We start from the raw sequence: 19,253 nt of genomic DNA on the forward strand, positions 1-19,253 counted from the left end.
CGCGTAAACACCATCACTTCTTCTCGAACCGCCTGACATACACCACTCTCAGATCAGGCTCAGTCACTACTCAGTATCAGACAAAAAGTGGATACAGTTCAGACTTTTAGCGTATAAAGATTGTTCAGTGAGAAATCGCGGTCAATAATCGATTTAACGACATTGCTAAAAGTGTAAAACGTCATGGATTCGACCTACACCATCATCATTGCTGACGACCACCCTCTGTTTCGCAATGCGCTATTTCAATCGGTGCATATGGCGATAAGCGGTGCCAATTTATTGGAAGCGGATTCGCTAGATGCCCTGTTAGCCTTATTAACCAAACAGAGCGATGTGGATTTGCTGCTGTTGGATCTCAAAATGCCAGGCGCAAATGGGATGTCAGGGCTGATTCACTTGCGAGCCGAATACCCTGATTTACCGATTGTGGTGATTTCAGCCAGTGAAGAACCTTCGGTGGTGGCGCAAGTAAAAAGCCACGGTGCCTTTGGTTTTATTCCTAAATCGAGTGACATGCGCGCGCTGATCTCGGCGCTCAATCAAGTCCTAGCCGGTGACCCATTTTTCCCTGAAGGGCTAATTGCCAATCACGCCGCATGTAATGATTTAACCAAGAAAATTGCCGCCTTAACCCCACAACAATACAAAGTATTAGGCATGCTCTCTGATGGGCTACTCAACAAACAAATCGCCTATGAGCTTAATGTTTCTGAGGCGACCATCAAAGCGCACATGACGGCTATTTTCCGTAAACTTGGGGTTAAAAACCGTACCCAAGCAGTAATTTTACTCAATGAGTTGGGCGAGTAGTCGGCTACTCGCTCGCTTCATCTAACGTCTCTTCTAAAGGTAATCGCAAACCGACTTTGGTTGCTTGCCAATCGGCCACGTCCGCCACGACCAGATACAGACCTTGCCATTCAAAATGGTCACCCAGTACTTGTGTGGCTCCGAGCTCTTGGATCAGCAAATCGTTGAGCGTCATCTCTTGATTGAGGTGTTCAATCGTCAAACCATAATAAGCTGCGACATCAACGAGTTTTGCATCCACATCCAAAAAGAAGTCACCAAAGAAGCGCTCTAACGAGGCTTTTTCTGGCGCTTCACTAAATAGGTTGCTCAGTGATTCGAGATCTTTCTCCTGTGCTAACACGCACAAGACATCGCCCTCTTGCAACTTGGTGCTGCCCGATGGGTGAAGCAGTTGCTCGTCACGAAACACAGCGGTAATACGTGTTCCTTCAGGCATAGAAAGGTTGCGTAATGGCTCACCAATACACCATTTATCTTGTTTGAGTTTATAGACCAACATTTCCCATTCGCTGCACGGGTATATCTCAACACCGGTACGTGAAATTGGCTCAGGTTTGGGTGGTAGTTCAACGCGAGCCAAAGCGGCCGCTTTCATTAAGGTTCCCCCTTGTACCACTAGCGACACCATCACCACGAAGAAGGCTAAGTTGAAATAGAGCTGCGCATTCGGCAAACCGGCCATCATTGGGAAAACCGCTAAAATAATGGGTACAGCGCCGCGCAGTCCAACCCAAGAGATAAACCACTTTTCACGCGCAGTAAATGCTTTGAATGGCAATAAACCAATCCATACAGAAATGGGGCGCGCAAACAAAATCATACCAAAGGCGAGCGCAAAGCCCGGCACCGCAATGGTCAGCAATTCAGAAGGTGTGACCAATAACCCAAGCACCAAGAACATACCAATTTGGCTAAGCCACGTCATCCCATCCAGTACGTTCAAAATGGAATAGCGGCAACGGGTCGGTTTATTGCCCAGCAATAAACCCGTCAAGTAGATGGATAGAATACCACTGCCGCCGAGTGAATTGGACAGCGCAAAGATAATCAAACCGCCACTGATGGCCAAAATGGAGTAGAGCCCTTCTGGAAGTTGATTGCTATTAATTAGCTTCCAGAGCAGCCAACCTCCGGCCAATCCAAATAAAGCCCCGAGGCCAAATTGCTGGATAAAACTCAGCAGCAAGAATCCTGCGTTGAGATCATCGCCTTGGCTACCCAGTACCGCAATTAATGTCACGGTTAAAAACACCGCCATTGGATCGTTAGTGCCCGATTCAATCTCTAACGTTGAACCGACGCGCTCATTCAAGCTTCTCCCTTTAAGCAGGGAAAAAACCGCCGCCGCATCGGTTGAGCCAACTATCGCACCCACCAAAATACCTTGCAGCAATTCCAAATTAAACAGCCACGCCGCCATCAAGCCGGTGAGAATGGTGGTGATCGCCACCCCAAACGTCGCTAACGAAACTGACGGCCAAAAGGCAATCCGAAAACTGGCAACACGGGTACGCATGCCGCCATCCAATAAGATAATGGCAAGCGCTAAGTTACTGACTAAATAAGCAATCGGATAATTATCAAATAAGATGCCACCGGGGCCATCCTCCCCAGCCAACATACCCACCAATAAAAAAACGAGCAGAATAGGAATTCCTAACTTAGAAGAGACTGGACTTAACAACACACTTAATGCAATCAGCAAAGCACCTACGAGAAAAAAACCATTGATAGCGATTGCATCCATATTCCTTCCTTATTGATTTAATTATTATTGATTGAATAACCAACATAAATTCGCGTTCCATTGTGCCTTAGTTTAATCCGTTTTTAAGACAACTTTATGTAAACATTGATCGTTTTTATCGCGGCATGAATAACCAACCACATAAAAAATCGTTAACTCGCCATGAGCGATTTTCCAATCAAGAGCTTATGATCTTATACTTTTGGCTAATTTAACATTTATTCAACATAAGAAAGACCTTCTAAATTGAGGCATTTCATTTAGTTACAATGAATTGGAAAAAAAAACCTCCCGACTAAAGTTGCACAGACCCACCACCCTTTCACTGCTATCTTAATTTCGTAACATTAAATTAACACCACGATATGCAAACCGAAGGAGAAGGTCATGGCGTTCCAATCAACCGAACATGCTCAAGCCTACTGGAAAGAAAACTTGGGAATTATGGGCTCACTGCTGGCAGTGTGGTTCTTGGTATCATATGGTGCAGGCGTTCTTTTCGTCGACGCACTTAATACGATTCATTTAGGCGGGTTCAAACTAGGGTTCTGGTTCGCACAACAAGGGTCCATCTATACCTTTGTCGCCTTGATCTTTATTTACGTTGTGCGCATGAATGCGCTCGACAAGAAATACAACGTACAGGAAGACTAAGAGGTTTACGAAATGGATATTCAAACTTGGACGTTTATTCTGGTCGGTATTACGTTTGCACTCTATATCGGCATTGCTATTTGGGCTCGTGCAGGATCGACCAGTGAATTCTATGTTGCTGGCGGTGGTGTTCACCCTGTTGCCAACGGCATGGCAACCGCAGCGGACTGGATGTCAGCCGCTTCATTTATCTCAATGGCGGGTATCATCTCGTTCATTGGCTATGATGGTACCGTGTACTTGATGGGCTGGACAGGCGGCTATGTGTTATTGGCACTTTGCCTTGCACCTTATTTGCGTAAATTTGGCCAGTTCACCGTGCCAGATTTTATCGGTGAGCGATACTACTCAAAAACCGCGCGCATGGTGGCGGTATTTTGCGCCATCTTTATCTCGTTTACTTATGTTGCGGGGCAAATGCGCGGCGTCGGCGTGGTATTCTCTCGTTTCCTCGAAGTGGATATTAACGTTGGTATCGTCATCGGTATGGGGATCGTGTTCTTCTATGCGGTACTCGGTGGCATGAAAGGCATCACTTATACGCAAGTTGCACAATTCTGCGTGCTCATTTTCGCCTTCCTTGTTCCCGCCATTTTCACCTCGATCATGATGACAGGTAACCCTCTGCCACAAATTGGTATGGGCTCAACCATTACTGGTACCGATGTTTACCTACTCGATAAACTCGATGGCTTAACTCAAGAGCTCGGCTTCACCGCTTATACCGAAGGCAACAAGAGCACGGTTGACGTGTTCTTTATCTGCGCAGCCTTGATGGTGGGTACTGCTGGTCTTCCTCACGTCATTATTCGCTTCTTCACTGTGCCTAAAGTGCGTGATGCGCGTATCTCAGCGGGTTGGGCATTGCTGTTCATCTCTTTGCTATATACCACAGCGCCAGGTGTTGCTGCTTTTGCTCGCGTGAACATGATTGAGACCATTAATGGCCCAGACATGCAAGGCGTACCCGCAACAGACGCGCCTACTTGGTTTAAGAACTGGGAGAATACTGGCCTTGTAAGCTGGAAAGATAAGAACAACGACGGTCGTATGTTCTACTCTGGCGATGAGCGCAACGAGATGAACATTAACCGTGACATCATCGTATTGGCGTCTCCTGAACTGGCAAAACTGCCAAACTGGGTGGTTGGCTTGCTCGCAGCTGGGGGTTTAGCTGCTGCGCTTTCGACAGCTGCAGGTCTTTTATTGGTTATCTCGACGTCAATTTCTCACGACTTATTGAAGAAAGGCTTCAAACCAAACATGACCGATAAACAAGAGCTGTTAGCCGCACGCTTAGCCGCCATCATTGCGATTGTGGGTGCTGGTTACCTAGGCATTAACCCACCGGGTTTTGTGGCTCAGGTGGTAGCGTTTGCCTTCGGCTTGGCAGCCGCCTCCTTCTTCCCGGCCATTATTTTGGGCATCTTCTACAAGAAGATGAATAAAGAAGGCGCGATCGCGGGCATGGTCGCAGGGATTATCTTTACTGCAACCTACATCATCTACTTCAAATTCATTAACCCGGCAGCCAGCACGCCAGATAACTGGTTGTTTGGTATCAGCCCTGAAGGCATTGGTACGTTAGGTATGTGTTTGAACTTCGTGGTATCGATTGTGGTGAATAAATTTACCGCAGAAGTTCCAACCGAAGTGCAAGAAATGGTGGAGTCAATCCGCTTCCCGAAAGGCGCGGGGCAAGCTCACGACCACTAATCTTCACCTGCGAGCGTCATGCTCGATGTTCGCTCCGCAGTGAAGTGTGATAACAACCATAAAGCCGATGCCCACGCATCGGCTTTATGCTGCATGCTTAATTGACTCGATTCAACAGCGCGCGCAGTTTTAGTGGTTTTATTGGTTTGGGAATAAAACTAAAGCCATTGGATTTAATCGCATCCATCATCTCTTCAGTGCGATCAGCACTGATGATGACCCCTTCAAAGCTATCTCCAAGCCGCAAGCGACACTGCTGCAGCACTTCTAAACCAGTGCGACCATTATCTAAGCGGTAATCCGACAAAATAACATCAGGCAACCAATTGTTTTCTAATGCTTTCAGGCTTTGCAGCAAGTCCGCTGCTACTTTGACATCACACCCCCACCTTGCGAGTAGATCGTTCATGCCGACTAAAATATCAGCTTCGTTGTCCACACACAGTACGCGCAGATGATTGAGATCAGATGGCATACCTTGCTCTATCGCCAGGGTCGGAGCCTGTTTGACAGGTTCAGCTCGCGTCAAAGAGAGCGAAAACACGCTGCCTTTTCCATGCCAAGAGCGCATCGAAATTTCATGACCCAGCACATATGCAATGCCTTTTGAAATCGCTAAACCGAGCCCCAAACCTTGGTCAGAACGGACTTGGCTACCACGGTTAAACTCTTCGAAGATTTCTTGCTGCTTATCTTGCTCGATACCAATGCCGTTATCCCAAACATCAATCCTGACCTGATCTCGCACTCGGCGTACACCCAGCACCACTTTACCTTTAGGGTTATAGCGAAACGCGTTAGTGAGAAAGTTTTGTACCACACGACGCAATAATTTAGGGTCAGACATCACATAGAGCGAGGATGGGATCACTTTAAAATCAATCCCTTGCTGCTTAGCTAAAGCGCTAAATTCAGCGTTAAGATTCGAAAATACATCATTAATAGCAAAGCTATGAGAATGCACATCGAGCTTGCCGGACTCTAAACGTGAAATATCCAGCAAATCACCAATCAGATCTTCAGCCGCGCCCAGAGCACTCTCTATATAACCCGCCAACGTTTTCACTTCCGTCTCTTTGGCCACCTCCGAGAGCGAAGAGGCAAACAGGCGCGCAGCGTTCAACGGCTGCATTAAATCGTGGCTGACGGCGGCCAAAAAGCGCGATTTTGATTGCGATTCTTGGTCTGATTTTTGAGTTGCCGCCACCAAGCGTTTGTTGAGGGTTTCAAGCTCTAGGGTGCGTTGGTGCACGCGCTCTTCCAAGGTCTCATTAGCCTCTTTTAATGCCTGCTCCGCCTCGCGAAAAACGGTGATGTCGCTAAAGCTCATCACAAACCCGCCGCCCGGCATCGGGTTGCCTTGCACTTCAATAACTCGTCCATCAGGACGAATACGCGCCGAAGTGTGTCTGGTTCCTTGCTCAAGGTGATACACCCGCCGCCGCACGTGATCCTCAGGGTCACCAGGGCCGCATAATCCGTGTTGCGCGTTGTGCCGTATCACATCCGCAATCGGCCGCCCCACTTGAATCAGCCCAGCGGGAAACTCAAACAGTTCGAGATAGCGTTGATTCCACGCCACCAGCCGTAGCTTTTTATCGACCACGGTAATTCCTTGACCAATATGCTCAATGGCCCCTTGTAATAAGCCGCGACTAAAGTCGTACAGCTCAGATGCTTCATCAACAATGGTCGCCACTTCCTCAAGCTGCATGTTGCGTCCTTGCAGTGCGGAAGTGAGCACCAATTTGGCCGAAGAAGCACCAAACACCCCCGCCAGCACTCTTTCTGTATGACGGATTAAGGTAGATGGCGCTTGTTGGTTAGGTAGTAACGTCTCTCTCTGCTGGCTCCAATATTGGCGAAAGGCAGTGCGAACGCGAGTGCGCCCCACAAAACGAGCGGCCAACATTTCAAGCTCAGCCACTGTCACGCGGCTTTGATACAAGCTGAGATTCTCACTTTCAGGCAGCGGCGTACCGACAAAAGAGGCCGATTGTAAACGCTCACTCAAACTCGGACGAGTCACCATAGAGACAACAACGTAGCAGAATGTGTTGAGAGCAACACTGAGCATCATGCCCCAATCTGAGTTTTTCAGCCCCATCTGCACCAACCAATCCGGCGGGGTGATCATCCATAACAGAACGTTACTTTGTGCATCGCCCGCCAGCATGTCGGTTTGGCTCATTAAGGTTACTAGCCACACAGTAAAACCGACCACCAATCCAACATAAACGCCTTTACGGTTGCCTTCACGCCAGTACATGCCACCAATCAATGAAGGGGCAAATTGGGTAATCGCCGCAAATGAGAGAAAACCGATCGCCGATAAAGAACCAATCGCATCCAACGCCTGATAAAAACCCCAAGCGCCAAGCAGCAGCAATAGAATCAACCCGCGGCGGATGTTGAGCAACAACCCTGATAAATGACGGTAGTTGCGCTGAGTTAAGCGCATGCGGCGCAACAGAAGCGGCATCACCAAATCATTAGAAACCATTATAGCCAATGCGATGGTCGAGACAATCACCATGCCGCTGGCCGCTGATGTGCCACCTAAAAACGCCAGTAACGCTATCTGCTCGGCGCCCACCGACATAGGCACGCTGAGTACATAAGTATCGGCAGGGCTGCCGCTTAGCAAACTTTGCCCAACCCATGCAATAGGTAGAACAAATAACCCCATCAAAGTCAGGTAAAGAGGAAATAACCAGCGCGCCGTGTGTAGATCTTGCGCGCGTTCATTTTCTACCACCATGGTATGAAACTGACGCGGTAAGCAGATGATCGCCATCATGGTTAATACGGTGTGGATCAACAGCGTTGGCCAGTTGGGCGCTTGATACGTCTGCTGGGCAATCGCACTTAGATCAACCGTTTCACGGCTTGAAGCCAGATAAATGATGAAACCGCCCACGGTTAAAAAAGCGACCAATTTAACAATCGATTCAAACGCAATCGCCATCATCATGCCGCGGTGGTGCTCGGTGTTATCAATATGCCGTGTACCAAACAGCATAGTAAATAGCGCTAAAGCCGCGACCACAAACCACGAGACGTGATAATTCTGATAACCAAATTGCGTAGCGAGGTTGGGGGCGACAATCTCAAGCCCCATAGTGATGCCGCGCAGTTGCAAGGCGATGTAAGGTAAAATGCCCACCACGGCAATCAAAGTTACGGTTACCGCTAATCCTTGCGATTTTCCGTAGCGAGCAGCAATAAAATCGGCGATGGAGGTAATATGTTCGCGCTTCGCAATCAAAATCAGCCGCGCCAACATACGCCAGCCAAGGGTAAACACTAAAATAGGCGCAATGTAGATAGGCAGAAATGACCAAGGGTTGCTAGCCGCTTGACCCACAGTGCCGTAAAAAGTCCAAGAGGTGCAATAGACCGCGATCGATAAGCTGTAGATCCACGGTCGCCATTTCGCCAGCCATTGGCTTTGCCTATCACCATACCAAGCGACGAGAAACAGCACGCCTAAGTAAGCGAGCGAAACGGGAACGACGATCCATCCTTGCATTTGATATCCTTATCGGTTCAAAAAAGCCTCTTCAAAGAAGAGGCTTCATTTAACTAAGGATAATTTTTAATCTCAATCAGTTAAGGTTAATTCTGTGCTTCAGGCGCCGCTTTCATTACCTCAGTACCTGACTCATTGGATGATGTGGGTTCGACTTTAATCAACAGCGCCAAAATGCCCATTGCCGCCATCGCCCAAAATACATTCGCGCCCCAGCGTTCATAACCCCAGCCACTCAAGGTAGTCATCAACGCAATAAATGCCCCAAGTGGAATGGCGTTATACAGTGCTTGCATAGCCACCATTTTGCTTTGCGGTGCGTGCTGAATGTATTGAATCGCCGCTATATGCGCCATCGCAAACGTCACCCCATGCAGCAGTTGAATCGTCCCCAGCGCAAGCAGCGCGGTGGTCGACGCCATTAACGTCCAACGCACCACAACCCCAATCGACGCGACAACAAATAATGTGCGTAGTGACCAGCCTGAAAAAAGGCGTTTGCTGAGCGCAAATACCGCGACTTCAGCGGCAACCCCTAAACTCCATAAATAGCCAATCAGCTCTTCCGAATGCCCCGCCGCTTTCCAGTGAATCGAACTGAAACTGTAATACGCCGCGTGACTGCCCTGTATTAGCGCCGCTAAAATCAAGAATTTTATCACTGGCCACTCACGCGATAACTGCGTCAGTTTAGGTCGGACGGCATGTGCATCACCAACCGTCACGGGCATTGGGTTGGGATTGCGCAAGCTAATCAATAGTGAAACAAACACCCCAGCCAAGGCGGTGTAGAGGATCATGTCAGAACCATAACGTGCCACAAGTACGCCAACCACAGTAGAACCAGCGATAAAAGCCACCGACCCCCATAAGCGAGTGCGACCATAATCGAGCATTTTTAAGCGTGCATAATAGTTAGCCATCGCATCGGATAGCGGCACCACGGGGCCACAGCAAAGGTTAAACAACACAGTAGCTAACGCCATCAGCCAGAAACTGCCGCCCGTAAAGAAGTGAAAACCAATAAATAAAAACGCCGCCAAACTTAACCAACGCAGTGCTGGTAGAAGAAGCTCGGCCTTATGGATACGCGGCGTAATCACCAAATTAGCGACGCAACGCGTGGCAAAGCCCATACCGATTAATACGCCAATATCGGTTGCAGACACACCTTGGGTTTCAAACCACAGCGCCCAAAATGGCAAGTAAACGCCATACGCAAAGAAGAAACCAATAAAGTACTGCGATATCCAACCATATGGAGAGGGGTTAAGCATGATTCATCCTGAACAAAACGAGGGAGCGAAAACGGCCGTATTATGCAGGCAGTTTAAGATTCTAAAAAGGGAAGTTTACTGATAAATCTGTTTCCTTATTCACAACCTTGCGGGTCATATCACTCATTAGACCAAAGTCGTCTGGAGGTAGTGGCGATTTTTGTCACACTTAGATAGGAATTTCTTCTGAGTGACGATCGTTATGCCTGACAAATTCAACATGCAGTCACCGCCCTTTGACCGCTTAACATTGCCGCAGCAACAGCGACTTCGCTCATCCTTGGATGTAGCGTATTTTCGTAGCAACGATCTGCTGCAGGCCAGTGACAGACCCAGCGTGTATCTGCACGTACTGATCAAAGGCGCGGTCGAAGAACGCTCGCCAGATGGCAAAGAGATTTTTGCTCACTACGCCAACGATGACATGTTTGATGTACGCGCACTGTTTGAAGAAAAAGCCAAGCATCAGTACGTGGCGCTGGAAGACACCTTAAGCTATCTGCTGCCGAAAGCCGTCTTTCTCGAACTGTATAATGACAACGGTCAGTTCGCCGCCTACTTCGACAATAACCTCGCCAAACGCCAAGCTCTGCTTGATGTAGCACACCAGCAAAAGAATTTAGCCGAATTTATTTTAACTAAGGTGGATGACTCGATTTACCATCCACCGATGATTTTAAACCCAGATCAACCGCTCAACCAAGTGACCCAGCAATTACGCGATAACGGAGTTGATGCGGCCTTAGTTCGTCTTGCCGAGCATGATCAACGCTTAATCGAAAACCCCAGCGCGCACCCTTATGCTATCGTCACGCGCACCAATATGCTGCATTCCGTTATGCTCGATAACCACCCGCTCGATACCCCTGTTGGGGAAATTGCTACCTTTCCTGTGCTGCACATCAACGATGGCGATTTTCTGTTTAATGCGATGATCGCCATGACGCGCAACCGCATAAAACGAGTGATGGTGTGTGATGACCATCAAGCGGTTGGCATGCTGGACATGACACAAATTCTCAGTGCTTTCTCCACTCATTCTCACGTGCTGACGTTAAGTATTGCTCGCGCCAACTGCGTGGAAGAGTTAGCTCTCGCCTCCAACAAACAGCGGCAACTGGTTGAAAGCCTAATCAACAATGGCATTCGCACTCGTTTTATTATGGAGCTGATTTCAGCAGTCAATGAACAGATCATCGAAAAAGCCTTTCATTTGGTTGTGCCGCCCGCGCTGCATGATCACTGCTGCTTGATCGTACTCGGCTCCGAAGGCCGTGGAGAGCAGATCCTCAAAACCGACCAAGATAACGCGCTGATCATCAAAGATGGCTTGCAGTGGCATCAAATGGGTGTGGTCATGAACACGCTCACCCACACCTTACAGCAGCTCGGCTATCCACTTTGTCCGGGCAATGTGATGGTCAATAATCCCAAATGGGTTAAAAGCCAAACTGAGTGGAAAACAACGCTTAGCCAATGGGTGAAAGCGGCCAAACCCGAGCAAGTGATGGACATTGCGATCATGGCCGACGCACATGCTGTCGCGGGCAACAAACACTTATTGGCCCCTATTAAACAGCACTTGAGCCATTTAATGGCCGACCAAGAATTGATTTTGATGGAGTTTACTCGCCCCGCGCTGAGTTTTTCTGTGCCACTCACGCTGTTTGGCACCGTAAAACACTCCAAATCTGGCTTAGATATTAAACAAGGTGGCATTTTCCCGATTGTGCATGGCATTCGCGCCCTAAGCCTTGAACATCAAGTTCAACAAAATAACACTTTTGAACGCATCGAGGCGCTAGTAGAGCAACGGGTTTTGGAAAAAGAAACCGCCGATAATCTCAGTGAAGCGCTCAAGCAGTTCTTTAAATTGCGCTTAGCTCAGCAACTGAGCAATCAACACAGCACCAATAAACTCGATTTAAAACAGCTCGACCGAACCGAGCGTGACCTGCTCAGGCACAGTTTACACGTGGTGAAAAAATTCAAGCAGTGGCTTGGCTATCACTATCAAATTCGCGAATAGTGGGGTCTGAAAATTGAATTGGTTTACACGCCATTATTGGTTTCACAAGCTAAAAGACTCGCCTTATCAGCCGCTGTTTGCAACGCCGATGCAAGGGGAATATGTATCGCTCGATTGCGAAACCACCAGCCTTGACCCGAATCGCGCCGAGTTAGTGACGATTGCCGCCACCAAAATTATCGACAACCGCATTTTAACCAGCCAGCCATTTGAAGTGCGTTTGAGCGCGCCACAATCGCTCGACTCGGGTTCAGTCAAAATCCACAAAATTCGCCATCAAGATCTGGTCGATGGCATCGACGAGCAAGAGGCCATCACTCACCTATTAGACTTTATCGGCAACCGACCTTTAGTGGGCTATCACATTCGTTATGACAAAAAAATCCTCGACCTCGCTTGCCGACGACATTTAGGCTTTCCACTGCCCAATGCTCTCATCGAAGTAAGTCAGATCTATCATGATCAGTTAGAGAGAATGCTGCCGAACGCGTACATCGACCTCAGCTTAGAGGCGATTTGTCGCCATCTTGACTTGCCGATGCAAGATAAACACGACGCGCTGCAAGATGCCATCGCCGCGGCATTAGTGTTTGTGCGCTTGACCAAAGGTGATCTGCCTCCCTTTGTTGCACCTTACTCGCGCTAGCACTTACCCCACACTCATCCTAAAGTCTAATTGTAGAAAATCGCACTCTGGCTGACAGTTACCCACATACAGATTTTCCTTTCAGCGCAATTTGATCGCCAATCAACAGGGAAATTGTTCGAATTCACAAGGAGAAAAGCAATGAGTGAAGCCCACGTTTATCCGGTAAAAGAGAACATCAAAGCCAAAACACATGCGGATAATGACACTTACCTAGCGATGTACCAACAATCAGTGACCGACCCAGAAGGCTTCTGGAATGAACACGGCAAGATTGTGGATTGGATTAAGCCTTTCACTCAAGTGAAACAAACCTCGTTTGATACTGGCCATGTAGATATTCGCTGGTTTGAAGATGGCACATTAAACGTCTCCGCTAACTGCATCGATCGCCACCTTGCCACTCGTGGTGATGAAGTGGCGATTATCTGGGAAGGTGACGATCCGGCTGACGATAAAACTCTCACCTTTAAAGAACTCCATCAACAAGTGTGTCGCTTTTCTAACGTGTTGAAAGAGCAAGGAGTACGCAAGGGAGATGTGGTCTGTCTTTACATGCCAATGGTGCCAGAAGCAGCCGTTGCGATGCTCGCTTGTACTCGAATAGGCGCAGTGCATACTGTGGTGTTTGGTGGCTTTTCACCGGAAGCCCTTTCCGGTCGCATCATTGATTCCGATTCCAAAATAGTCATCACCGCCGACGAAGGTGTACGTGGCGGTCGCGCTGTGCCCTTGAAGAAAAACGTCGATGAAGCCTTGACCCACCCTGAAGTGAAAAACATCAGCAAAGTGATCGTCTTTAAACGCACTGGTGGCCAAATTGACTGGCACGAACATCGCGATGTGTGGTGGCATGAAGCAACCGCAAAAGCTTCCGACCACTGCCCAGCCGAAGCCATGAAAGCGGAAGATCCCCTCTTCATCCTCTACACCTCTGGTTCAACGGGTAAACCCAAAGGTGTGCTGCACACAACTGGTGGCTACCTTGTTTACGCGGCGATGACCTTCAAATATGTGTTTGACTATCAGCCGGGCGAAGTGTTTTGGTGTACCGCCGATGTGGGCTGGATCACTGGCCACACCTACTTGGTTTACGGTCCTTTGGCCAATGGCGCAAAAACCGTTCTGTTTGAAGGGGTTCCCAACTACCCAGACACCAACCGCATGAGTCAAGTGGTGGATAAACACCAAGTCAACATTCTTTACACTGCGCCGACCGCTATTCGCGCCTTGATGGCGAAAGGCAATGAAGCCGTCAAAGAGACGTCACGCACCAGTTTGCGCATTATGGGTTCGGTGGGAGAACCGATTAACCCAGAAGCGTGGGAGTGGTACTACAAAACCATCGGTAACGAAAAATCACCGATTGTCGATACATGGTGGCAAACCGAAACGGGTGGCATTTTAATTACGCCACTGCCGGGCGCGACGGCACTTAAACCGGGTTCGGCCACACGGCCATTCTTTGGCGTGCAACCAGCCTTGGTCGATAACATGGGCAACATCATTGAAGGGGCTGCCGAAGGTAACTTGGTTATTTTAGATTCATGGCCGGGCCAAATGCGCACCGTTTATGGCGATCATGACCGTTTTGAACAAACCTATTTTTCAACCTTCAAAGGTATGTATTTCACCAGTGATGGTGCACGCCGCGATGAGGATGGCTACTACTGGATAACGGGCCGTGTGGATGACGTGTTAAACGTTTCTGGCCACCGCATGGGCACCGCGGAAATTGAATCCGCTTTGGTTGCTTTTGATAAAATTGCAGAAGCGGCAATTGTCGGCGTGCCACACGATATTAAAGGCCAAGCCATTTATGCTTACATCACCTTAAATGATGGCGTCTACCCCAGTGCCGAGTTGCACAAAGAGGTCAAAGATTGGGTACGAAAAGAGATTGGCCCAATTGCAACGCCCGATGTACTGCACTGGACCGATTCACTGCCCAAAACCCGTTCTGGCAAAATCATGCGCCGTATTTTGCGTAAAATCGCCACCGGCGACACCAGCAATTTGGGCGATACCTCGACACTGGCCGATCCTAGCGTAGTGGATAAATTGATCGCCGAAAAAGCAGAATTGTCTTAACGCTAACGATTCTACCTGCCGCGAGGCATTGAGATGATTAAGCCGTCACACTTGTGGCGGCTTTTTCTTTCCCTCTCAGTTCTTCTCATTCTGTTAACTCGGTTGCAGAATTAAATGAGTAAACTATCTGATAAGACCAGTAAATTGCTGCCATTTGCGCTGAATTAGCTATAATCTTGGGCAATTTCTTAAATTCAGGGAATTTTTGACGAAAAATTCACTCTGACCTAAGAATAATATGGGAATATTAATATTCGTTTCACGATATAGGGAGATGTCGACACAATGACTGCTAAATCTCGCATTCTGGTCTTAAATGGGCCAAATCTTAACCTGTTAGGGCTACGTGAACCTGCACATTATGGTTCTGACACCTTAGCGCACATTGTCGAGACATTACGCGAACAAGCGCAAAAAGCAGATATTGAGTTAGAACATCTTCAATCGAACCGCGAATATGAGCTGATCGAAGCCATCCATGCCGCTTACGGCAAGGTCGACTTCATCATCATTAATCCCGCCGCATTGACGCACACCAGTGTGGCACTGCGCGATGCGTTATTGGGTGTCGCCATCCCATTTATTGAAGTGCATCTATCCAACGTTCACGCACGTGAACCTTTTCGCCACCACTCCTATCTGTCGGATAAGGCGCAAGGGGTGATTTGCGGGTTAGGTGCACAAGGTTATGAATTTGCTCTTGCAGCTGCCATAAAAGCGCTACAGGCAAAATAACCCACATACGATCAACGATAAACAAACACTCTACGGCCCAACCTTAAGGGCTGACGTATTCACAAGATAAAGAGAAAGAAAAGATGGATATTCGTAAAATCAAGAAGCTTATCGAACTGGTAGAAGAATCTGGCATTTCTGAACTAGAAATCTCTGAAGGTGAAGAATCGGTACGCATCAGTCGTAACACTGCGCCAGTACAGATGGCTCAGATGCATTACGCTGCACCAGCGCCAGCACAACAAGCCGCGCCAGTCGCTGCCCCTGCGCCAACGGCTGAAGCCGCCGCGCCTGTAGCGCCAAAAGGTCACCAAGTACTTTCGCCAATGGTCGGTACTTTCTACCGCTCACCAAGTCCAGATTCAAAAGCGTTCATCGAAGTCGGTCAAAGTGTTTCAGTCGGTGACACACTATGCATCGTTGAAGCGATGAAAATGATGAACCAAATCGAAGCCGATAAAGCAGGTATCGTTACGGCAATCCTACTTGAAGACGGCCAGACCGTTGAATTCGACCAACCGCTTGTTGTTATCGAATAATCGAGGTTTGCTTTATGTTAGATAAATTAGTCATCGCGAATCGAGGTGAAATTGCACTTCGTATTCTGCGCGCATGTAAAGAGCTTGGCATCAAAACTGTTGCCGTGCACTCCACTGCCGATCGTGATTTAAAACACGTACTGCTGGCCGACGAAACCATCTGTATTGGCCCAGCACGTGGTATTGACAGCTACTTAAACATTCCACGCATTATTTCTGCAGCAGAAGTAACTGGCGCAGTAGCAATTCACCCCGGTTACGGTTTTCTTTCTGAAAACGCCGACTTTGCTGAACAAGTCGAGCGTTCAGGCTTCATTTTTGTTGGCCCGAAAGCCGATACTATTCGCATGATGGGTGACAAAGTGTCAGCCATCAGCGCAATGAAAAAAGCGGGCGTTCCTTGTGTGCCGGGTTCTGACGGCCCACTTGATGGCGATGAAGTCAAAAACAAAGCTCATGCGAAACGCATTGGCTACCCTGTGATCATCAAAGCTTCTGGTGGCGGCGGCGGTCGTGGTATGCGCGTGGTCCGTAGCGAAAATGAACTGACCCAAGCGATCGCAATGACGCGTGCCGAAGCCAAAGCAGCATTCAACAATGACATGGTTTACATGGAAAAATTCCTAGAAAACCCACGTCACGTTGAAGTACAAATTATTGCGGATGGTCAAGGTGGCGCAATTCACCTTGGTGAACGTGACTGCTCAATGCAGCGTCGTCATCAAAAAGTGGTTGAAGAAGCTCCTGCACCAGGCATTACCGAAGAGATGCGTAAATACATCGGTGAACGTTGTACTCGCGCTTGTCTCGAAATTGGCTATCGTGGTGCCGGTACGTTTGAGTTCCTATACGAAAACGGCGAGTTCTACTTCATTGAGATGAACACGCGTATTCAAGTTGAGCACCCAGTCACTGAAATGGTCACTGGCGTTGACCTCATCAAAGAACAGCTTCGCGTCGCCGCAGGTCAACCACTGTCGTTTACCCAAGATGACATCAAGATCCGTGGCCATGCAATTGAATGCCGTATCAACGCGGAAGATCCGGTTCGTTTTCTCCCTTCACCGGGCAAAATTGAACGTTTCCACGCGCCGGGCGGTATGGGCGTTCGTTGGGAATCGCACATTTATGCTGGCTACACAGTGCCGCCACATTACGATTCAATGATCGGCAAGCTCATCACTTACGGTGAAAACCGTGACGTGGCGATTGCGCGCATGAAAAATGCGTTAAACGAAATGATCGTCGACGGCATTAAAACCAATATCACCTTGCAGCAATCGATCATGCAAGATGAGAACTTCCAACACGGTGGAGCGAACATCCACTACCTTGAGAAGAAATTGGGTTTACAGCACTAATTTTCGCGTCGCGAGAGACCAAATGCTCACTTCGGTGAGCATTTTTGTTTTCGGCAGCCGAGTCAGTTTCTGCTAAACTCTGCGCCAACTGACGACATAACAGAGCAACTGACATGCCTTGGATTCAAATTAAACTGAACGCAACTAACGCCAATGCCGAGCCAATTGGCGACATGCTGATGGAAGAGACGGGCGCAGTATCCGTCACTTTTCTTGATGCTCACGACACCCCTGTTTTTGAACCGCTTCCGGGCGAAACTCGCCTTTGGGGCGATACCGACGTGCTGGCGCTATATGATGCCGAAGCCGATAGCGCATGGATCATTGACCAAATTCGCTCAAGCAAACTGCTGAGTGATGACTTTGCCTACAAAGTTGAACAGCTCGAAGATAAAGACTGGGAACGTGAATGGATGGACAACTTCCACCCGATGAAATTTGGTCAACGTTTGTGGATTTGCCCAAGCTGGCGTGAAATCCCAGAACCTGACGCTGTCAACGTAATGCTCGACCCGGGCCTTGCATTCGGCACAGGGACTCACCCGACGACCGCATTATGTTTAGAGTGGCTCGAAGGGCTCGATCTGACAGGCAAAACCGTCATCGATTTTGGTTGTGGTTCAGGCATCCTAGCCATTGCAGCGATCAAATTGGGCGCAGCCAAAGTCGTCGGTATTGATATCGACCCACAAGCACTGCTTGCTTCTAACGACAACGCAGGACGCAATGGTGTAGCTGACCAACTTGAAGTGTATTTACCACAAGATCAACCTGAAGGCTTAATCGCTGACGTGGTTGTGGCCAACATTTTGGCCGGCCCACTGCGTGACCTGAATGGTGTGATAAAAGGGTTACTTAAGCCCAATGGCCAACTTGCAATGTCCGGTGTTTTAGACACTCAAGCCGAAGAAGTTGCCAACCATTATCGTGACGAGCTTCACATTGACCCGATAATTGAGCTCAATGAGTGGTGCCGCATCTCGGGTCGCAAGCAAGGCTAGATAAGACTTTGCGTGCTAATAGACTGTATTTTATACGATTTACTAAAACAAATTGTAAATGCTCAAATATTAGTCTTTTCACGCAGTAAAAAAATGCGTAAAATGCGCGCCCTTGCTGGTACAGAACTGTGATGACGTTTTGAAAATCGGAAACTATCAACTTAAGAACAATCTTATCGTTGCCCCTATGGCAGGAGTAACTGACAGACCATTTCGAGAGTTGTGTCTTCGCTATGGAGCAGGCATGGCCGTCAGTGAAATGATGTCCTCTAATCCTGCTCTATGGAATACGTCAAAGTCGATGCAACGTATGGTACATGAGGGCGAATCGGGCATTCGCTCGGTACAAATTGCGGGAGCCGACCCACAGCTTATGGCCGATGCAGCCCAATTTAGTGTTGAGAACGGTGCTCAGATCATCGACATCAACATGGGTTGCCCAGCAAAAAAAGTGAATAAAAAGCTGGCGGGTTCAGCCTTACTCCAATTTCCGGAGACGATTGAACAGATCTTGAAAGCGGTGGTGAACGCCGTTGATGTCCCAGTGACATTAAAGACCCGTACTGGCTGGGACACAGACAACAAAAACTGTGTCTACATCGCTAAATTAGCCGAAGACTGCGGCATACAAGCTTTAGCCCTGCATGGCAGAACCAAAGCGTGTATGTACAAAGGCGAGGCCGAATACGACAGCATTAAAGCGGTGAAAAACGCCATCTCTATTCCGGTTATTGCTAACGGTGATATCGATAGCCCAGAGAAGGCGAAATACGTGCTGGATTACACCGGCGCTGACGCTTTAATGATTGGACGCCCTGCCCAAGGTCGCCCGTGGATTTTCCAAGAAATCCAACACTATTTGGAAAACGGCACCACGATGTCTGAACTTCCGGCTGCGGAAGTGAAAGATATTATGCTTGGTCATGTACAGGCTCTCCACAGTTTCTATGGTGAGTATTTAGGCCCTCGCATCGCTCGTAAGCATGTGGGTTGGTATCTGAAAGAACATGAACAAGCGAGTGAGTTTCGCCGTACCTTCAACGCTATTGACGCAGCACCGCTGCAAATTGACGCGCTCGAAGGTTATTTTGATAACGTTGCATCATAAT

General features: G+C 48.4%; 14 protein-coding genes. 11 read left to right on the plus strand and 3 right to left on the minus strand.

All coding sequences use genetic code 11. From position 1 onward, the window contains the following. Positions 1 to 183 precede the first annotated feature (183 nt). Positions 184 to 813: a response regulator transcription factor gene (locus DD616_RS06215; protein ID WP_013855820.1), complete on the plus strand. Its 630-nt coding sequence runs from the start codon at positions 184 to 186 to the stop codon at positions 811 to 813. 4 nt (positions 814 to 817) lie between these two features. Here the strand turns inward: DD616_RS06215 and DD616_RS06220 are convergent, their stop codons facing one another. Continuing rightward, positions 818 to 2,563 (minus strand): potassium/proton antiporter, encoded by a 1,746-nt coding sequence (locus DD616_RS06220; RefSeq protein WP_170895445.1) that lies wholly within the window; start codon positions 2,561 to 2,563, stop codon positions 818 to 820. Between the two features lie 387 nt (positions 2,564 to 2,950). Here DD616_RS06220 and DD616_RS06225 point away from each other — a divergent pair, with 387 nt between their 5' ends. Together DD616_RS06225 and DD616_RS06230 are read left to right on the plus strand one after the other, a co-directional pair. Beyond that, entirely contained in the window at positions 2,951 to 3,217 is a 267-nt protein-coding gene (locus DD616_RS06225) for a DUF4212 domain-containing protein (RefSeq protein WP_013855818.1), read from the plus strand. A 12-nt stretch (positions 3,218 to 3,229) separates the two neighbouring features. Beyond that, positions 3,230 to 4,933 carry a sodium:solute symporter family protein gene (locus tag DD616_RS06230; protein ID WP_013855817.1) on the plus strand — a complete coding sequence of 568 codons (1,704 nt, stop codon included), beginning with the start codon at positions 3,230 to 3,232 and terminating at the stop codon, positions 4,931 to 4,933. Positions 4,934 to 5,030: 97 nt separating this feature from the next. On the opposite strand, the gene DD616_RS06235 is transcribed toward DD616_RS06230, so the two are convergent. Further along, entirely contained in the window at positions 5,031 to 8,465 is a 3,435-nt protein-coding gene (locus DD616_RS06235; RefSeq protein ID WP_208872069.1) for a PAS domain-containing hybrid sensor histidine kinase/response regulator, read from the minus strand. 86 nt (positions 8,466 to 8,551) lie between these two features. Next, positions 8,552 to 9,742, minus strand: coding sequence for a 3-phenylpropionate MFS transporter (locus DD616_RS06240; protein WP_208872070.1), 1,191 nt, complete (start codon positions 9,740 to 9,742; stop codon positions 8,552 to 8,554). A gap of 202 nt (positions 9,743 to 9,944) precedes the next feature. Between DD616_RS06240 and DD616_RS06245 the strand changes: the two genes are divergently transcribed. The 8 genes from DD616_RS06245 (at position 9,945) to dusB (ending at position 19,252) form a co-directional block, all read left to right on the plus strand. Continuing rightward, positions 9,945 to 11,771 (plus strand): DUF294 nucleotidyltransferase-like domain-containing protein, encoded by a 1,827-nt coding sequence (locus DD616_RS06245; protein WP_208872309.1) that lies wholly within the window; start codon positions 9,945 to 9,947, stop codon positions 11,769 to 11,771. A gap of 13 nt (positions 11,772 to 11,784) precedes the next feature. Beyond that, positions 11,785 to 12,417, plus strand: coding sequence for a 3'-5' exonuclease (locus tag DD616_RS06250; RefSeq protein WP_026027882.1), 633 nt, complete (start codon positions 11,785 to 11,787; stop codon positions 12,415 to 12,417). Between the two features lie 141 nt (positions 12,418 to 12,558). Further along, positions 12,559 to 14,508, plus strand: coding sequence for an acetate--CoA ligase (acs, locus tag DD616_RS06255; RefSeq protein WP_208872071.1), 1,950 nt, complete (start codon positions 12,559 to 12,561; stop codon positions 14,506 to 14,508). Positions 14,509 to 14,793: 285 nt separating this feature from the next. Next, complete coding sequence (gene aroQ / locus DD616_RS06260) at positions 14,794 to 15,243, plus strand: type II 3-dehydroquinate dehydratase (RefSeq protein WP_013855811.1); 450 nt, start codon at positions 14,794 to 14,796, stop codon at positions 15,241 to 15,243. A gap of 83 nt (positions 15,244 to 15,326) precedes the next feature. Further along, positions 15,327 to 15,782: an acetyl-CoA carboxylase biotin carboxyl carrier protein gene (gene accB / locus DD616_RS06265; RefSeq protein WP_013855810.1), complete on the plus strand. Its 456-nt coding sequence runs from the start codon at positions 15,327 to 15,329 to the stop codon at positions 15,780 to 15,782. A gap of 14 nt (positions 15,783 to 15,796) precedes the next feature. Next, on the plus strand, positions 15,797 to 17,143 hold the full coding sequence (accC, locus tag DD616_RS06270) for an acetyl-CoA carboxylase biotin carboxylase subunit (protein WP_013855809.1): 1,347 nt from the start codon (positions 15,797 to 15,799) through the stop codon (positions 17,141 to 17,143). Between the two features lie 113 nt (positions 17,144 to 17,256). After that, positions 17,257 to 18,144, plus strand: coding sequence for a 50S ribosomal protein L11 methyltransferase (gene prmA / locus DD616_RS06275; protein WP_013855808.1), 888 nt, complete (start codon positions 17,257 to 17,259; stop codon positions 18,142 to 18,144). A gap of 139 nt (positions 18,145 to 18,283) precedes the next feature. Beyond that, on the plus strand, positions 18,284 to 19,252 hold the full coding sequence (gene dusB, locus DD616_RS06280; protein WP_010320339.1) for a tRNA dihydrouridine synthase DusB: 969 nt from the start codon (positions 18,284 to 18,286) through the stop codon (positions 19,250 to 19,252). Position 19,253 lies beyond the last annotated feature (1 nt).

Source organism: Vibrio anguillarum (genome assembly GCF_003390515.1).
Classification (GTDB): domain Bacteria; phylum Pseudomonadota; class Gammaproteobacteria; order Enterobacterales; family Vibrionaceae; genus Vibrio; species Vibrio anguillarum.

Excerpts from the sequence above, each read along its gene's own strand:
- DD616_RS06230 (WP_013855817.1), top strand. The coding sequence starts at position 3,230 with ATGGATATTCAAACTTGGACGTTTATTCTGGTCGGTATTACGTTTGCA.
- DD616_RS06215 (WP_013855820.1), top strand. The coding sequence starts at position 184 with ATGGATTCGACCTACACCATCATCATTGCTGACGACCACCCTCTGTTT.
- accC (WP_013855809.1), top strand. The coding sequence starts at position 15,797 with ATGTTAGATAAATTAGTCATCGCGAATCGAGGTGAAATTGCACTTCGT.
- acs (WP_208872071.1), top strand. The coding sequence starts at position 12,559 with ATGAGTGAAGCCCACGTTTATCCGGTAAAAGAGAACATCAAAGCCAAA.
- DD616_RS06235 (WP_208872069.1), bottom strand. The coding sequence starts at position 8,465 with ATGCAAGGATGGATCGTCGTTCCCGTTTCGCTCGCTTACTTAGGCGTG.
- DD616_RS06225 (WP_013855818.1), top strand. The coding sequence starts at position 2,951 with ATGGCGTTCCAATCAACCGAACATGCTCAAGCCTACTGGAAAGAAAAC.
- aroQ (WP_013855811.1), top strand. The coding sequence starts at position 14,794 with ATGACTGCTAAATCTCGCATTCTGGTCTTAAATGGGCCAAATCTTAAC.
- DD616_RS06220 (WP_170895445.1), bottom strand. The coding sequence starts at position 2,563 with ATGGATGCAATCGCTATCAATGGTTTTTTTCTCGTAGGTGCTTTGCTG.
- DD616_RS06240 (WP_208872070.1), bottom strand. The coding sequence starts at position 9,742 with ATGCTTAACCCCTCTCCATATGGTTGGATATCGCAGTACTTTATTGGT.
- accB (WP_013855810.1), top strand. The coding sequence starts at position 15,327 with ATGGATATTCGTAAAATCAAGAAGCTTATCGAACTGGTAGAAGAATCT.
- DD616_RS06245 (WP_208872309.1), top strand. The coding sequence starts at position 9,945 with ATGCCTGACAAATTCAACATGCAGTCACCGCCCTTTGACCGCTTAACA.
- prmA (WP_013855808.1), top strand. The coding sequence starts at position 17,257 with ATGCCTTGGATTCAAATTAAACTGAACGCAACTAACGCCAATGCCGAG.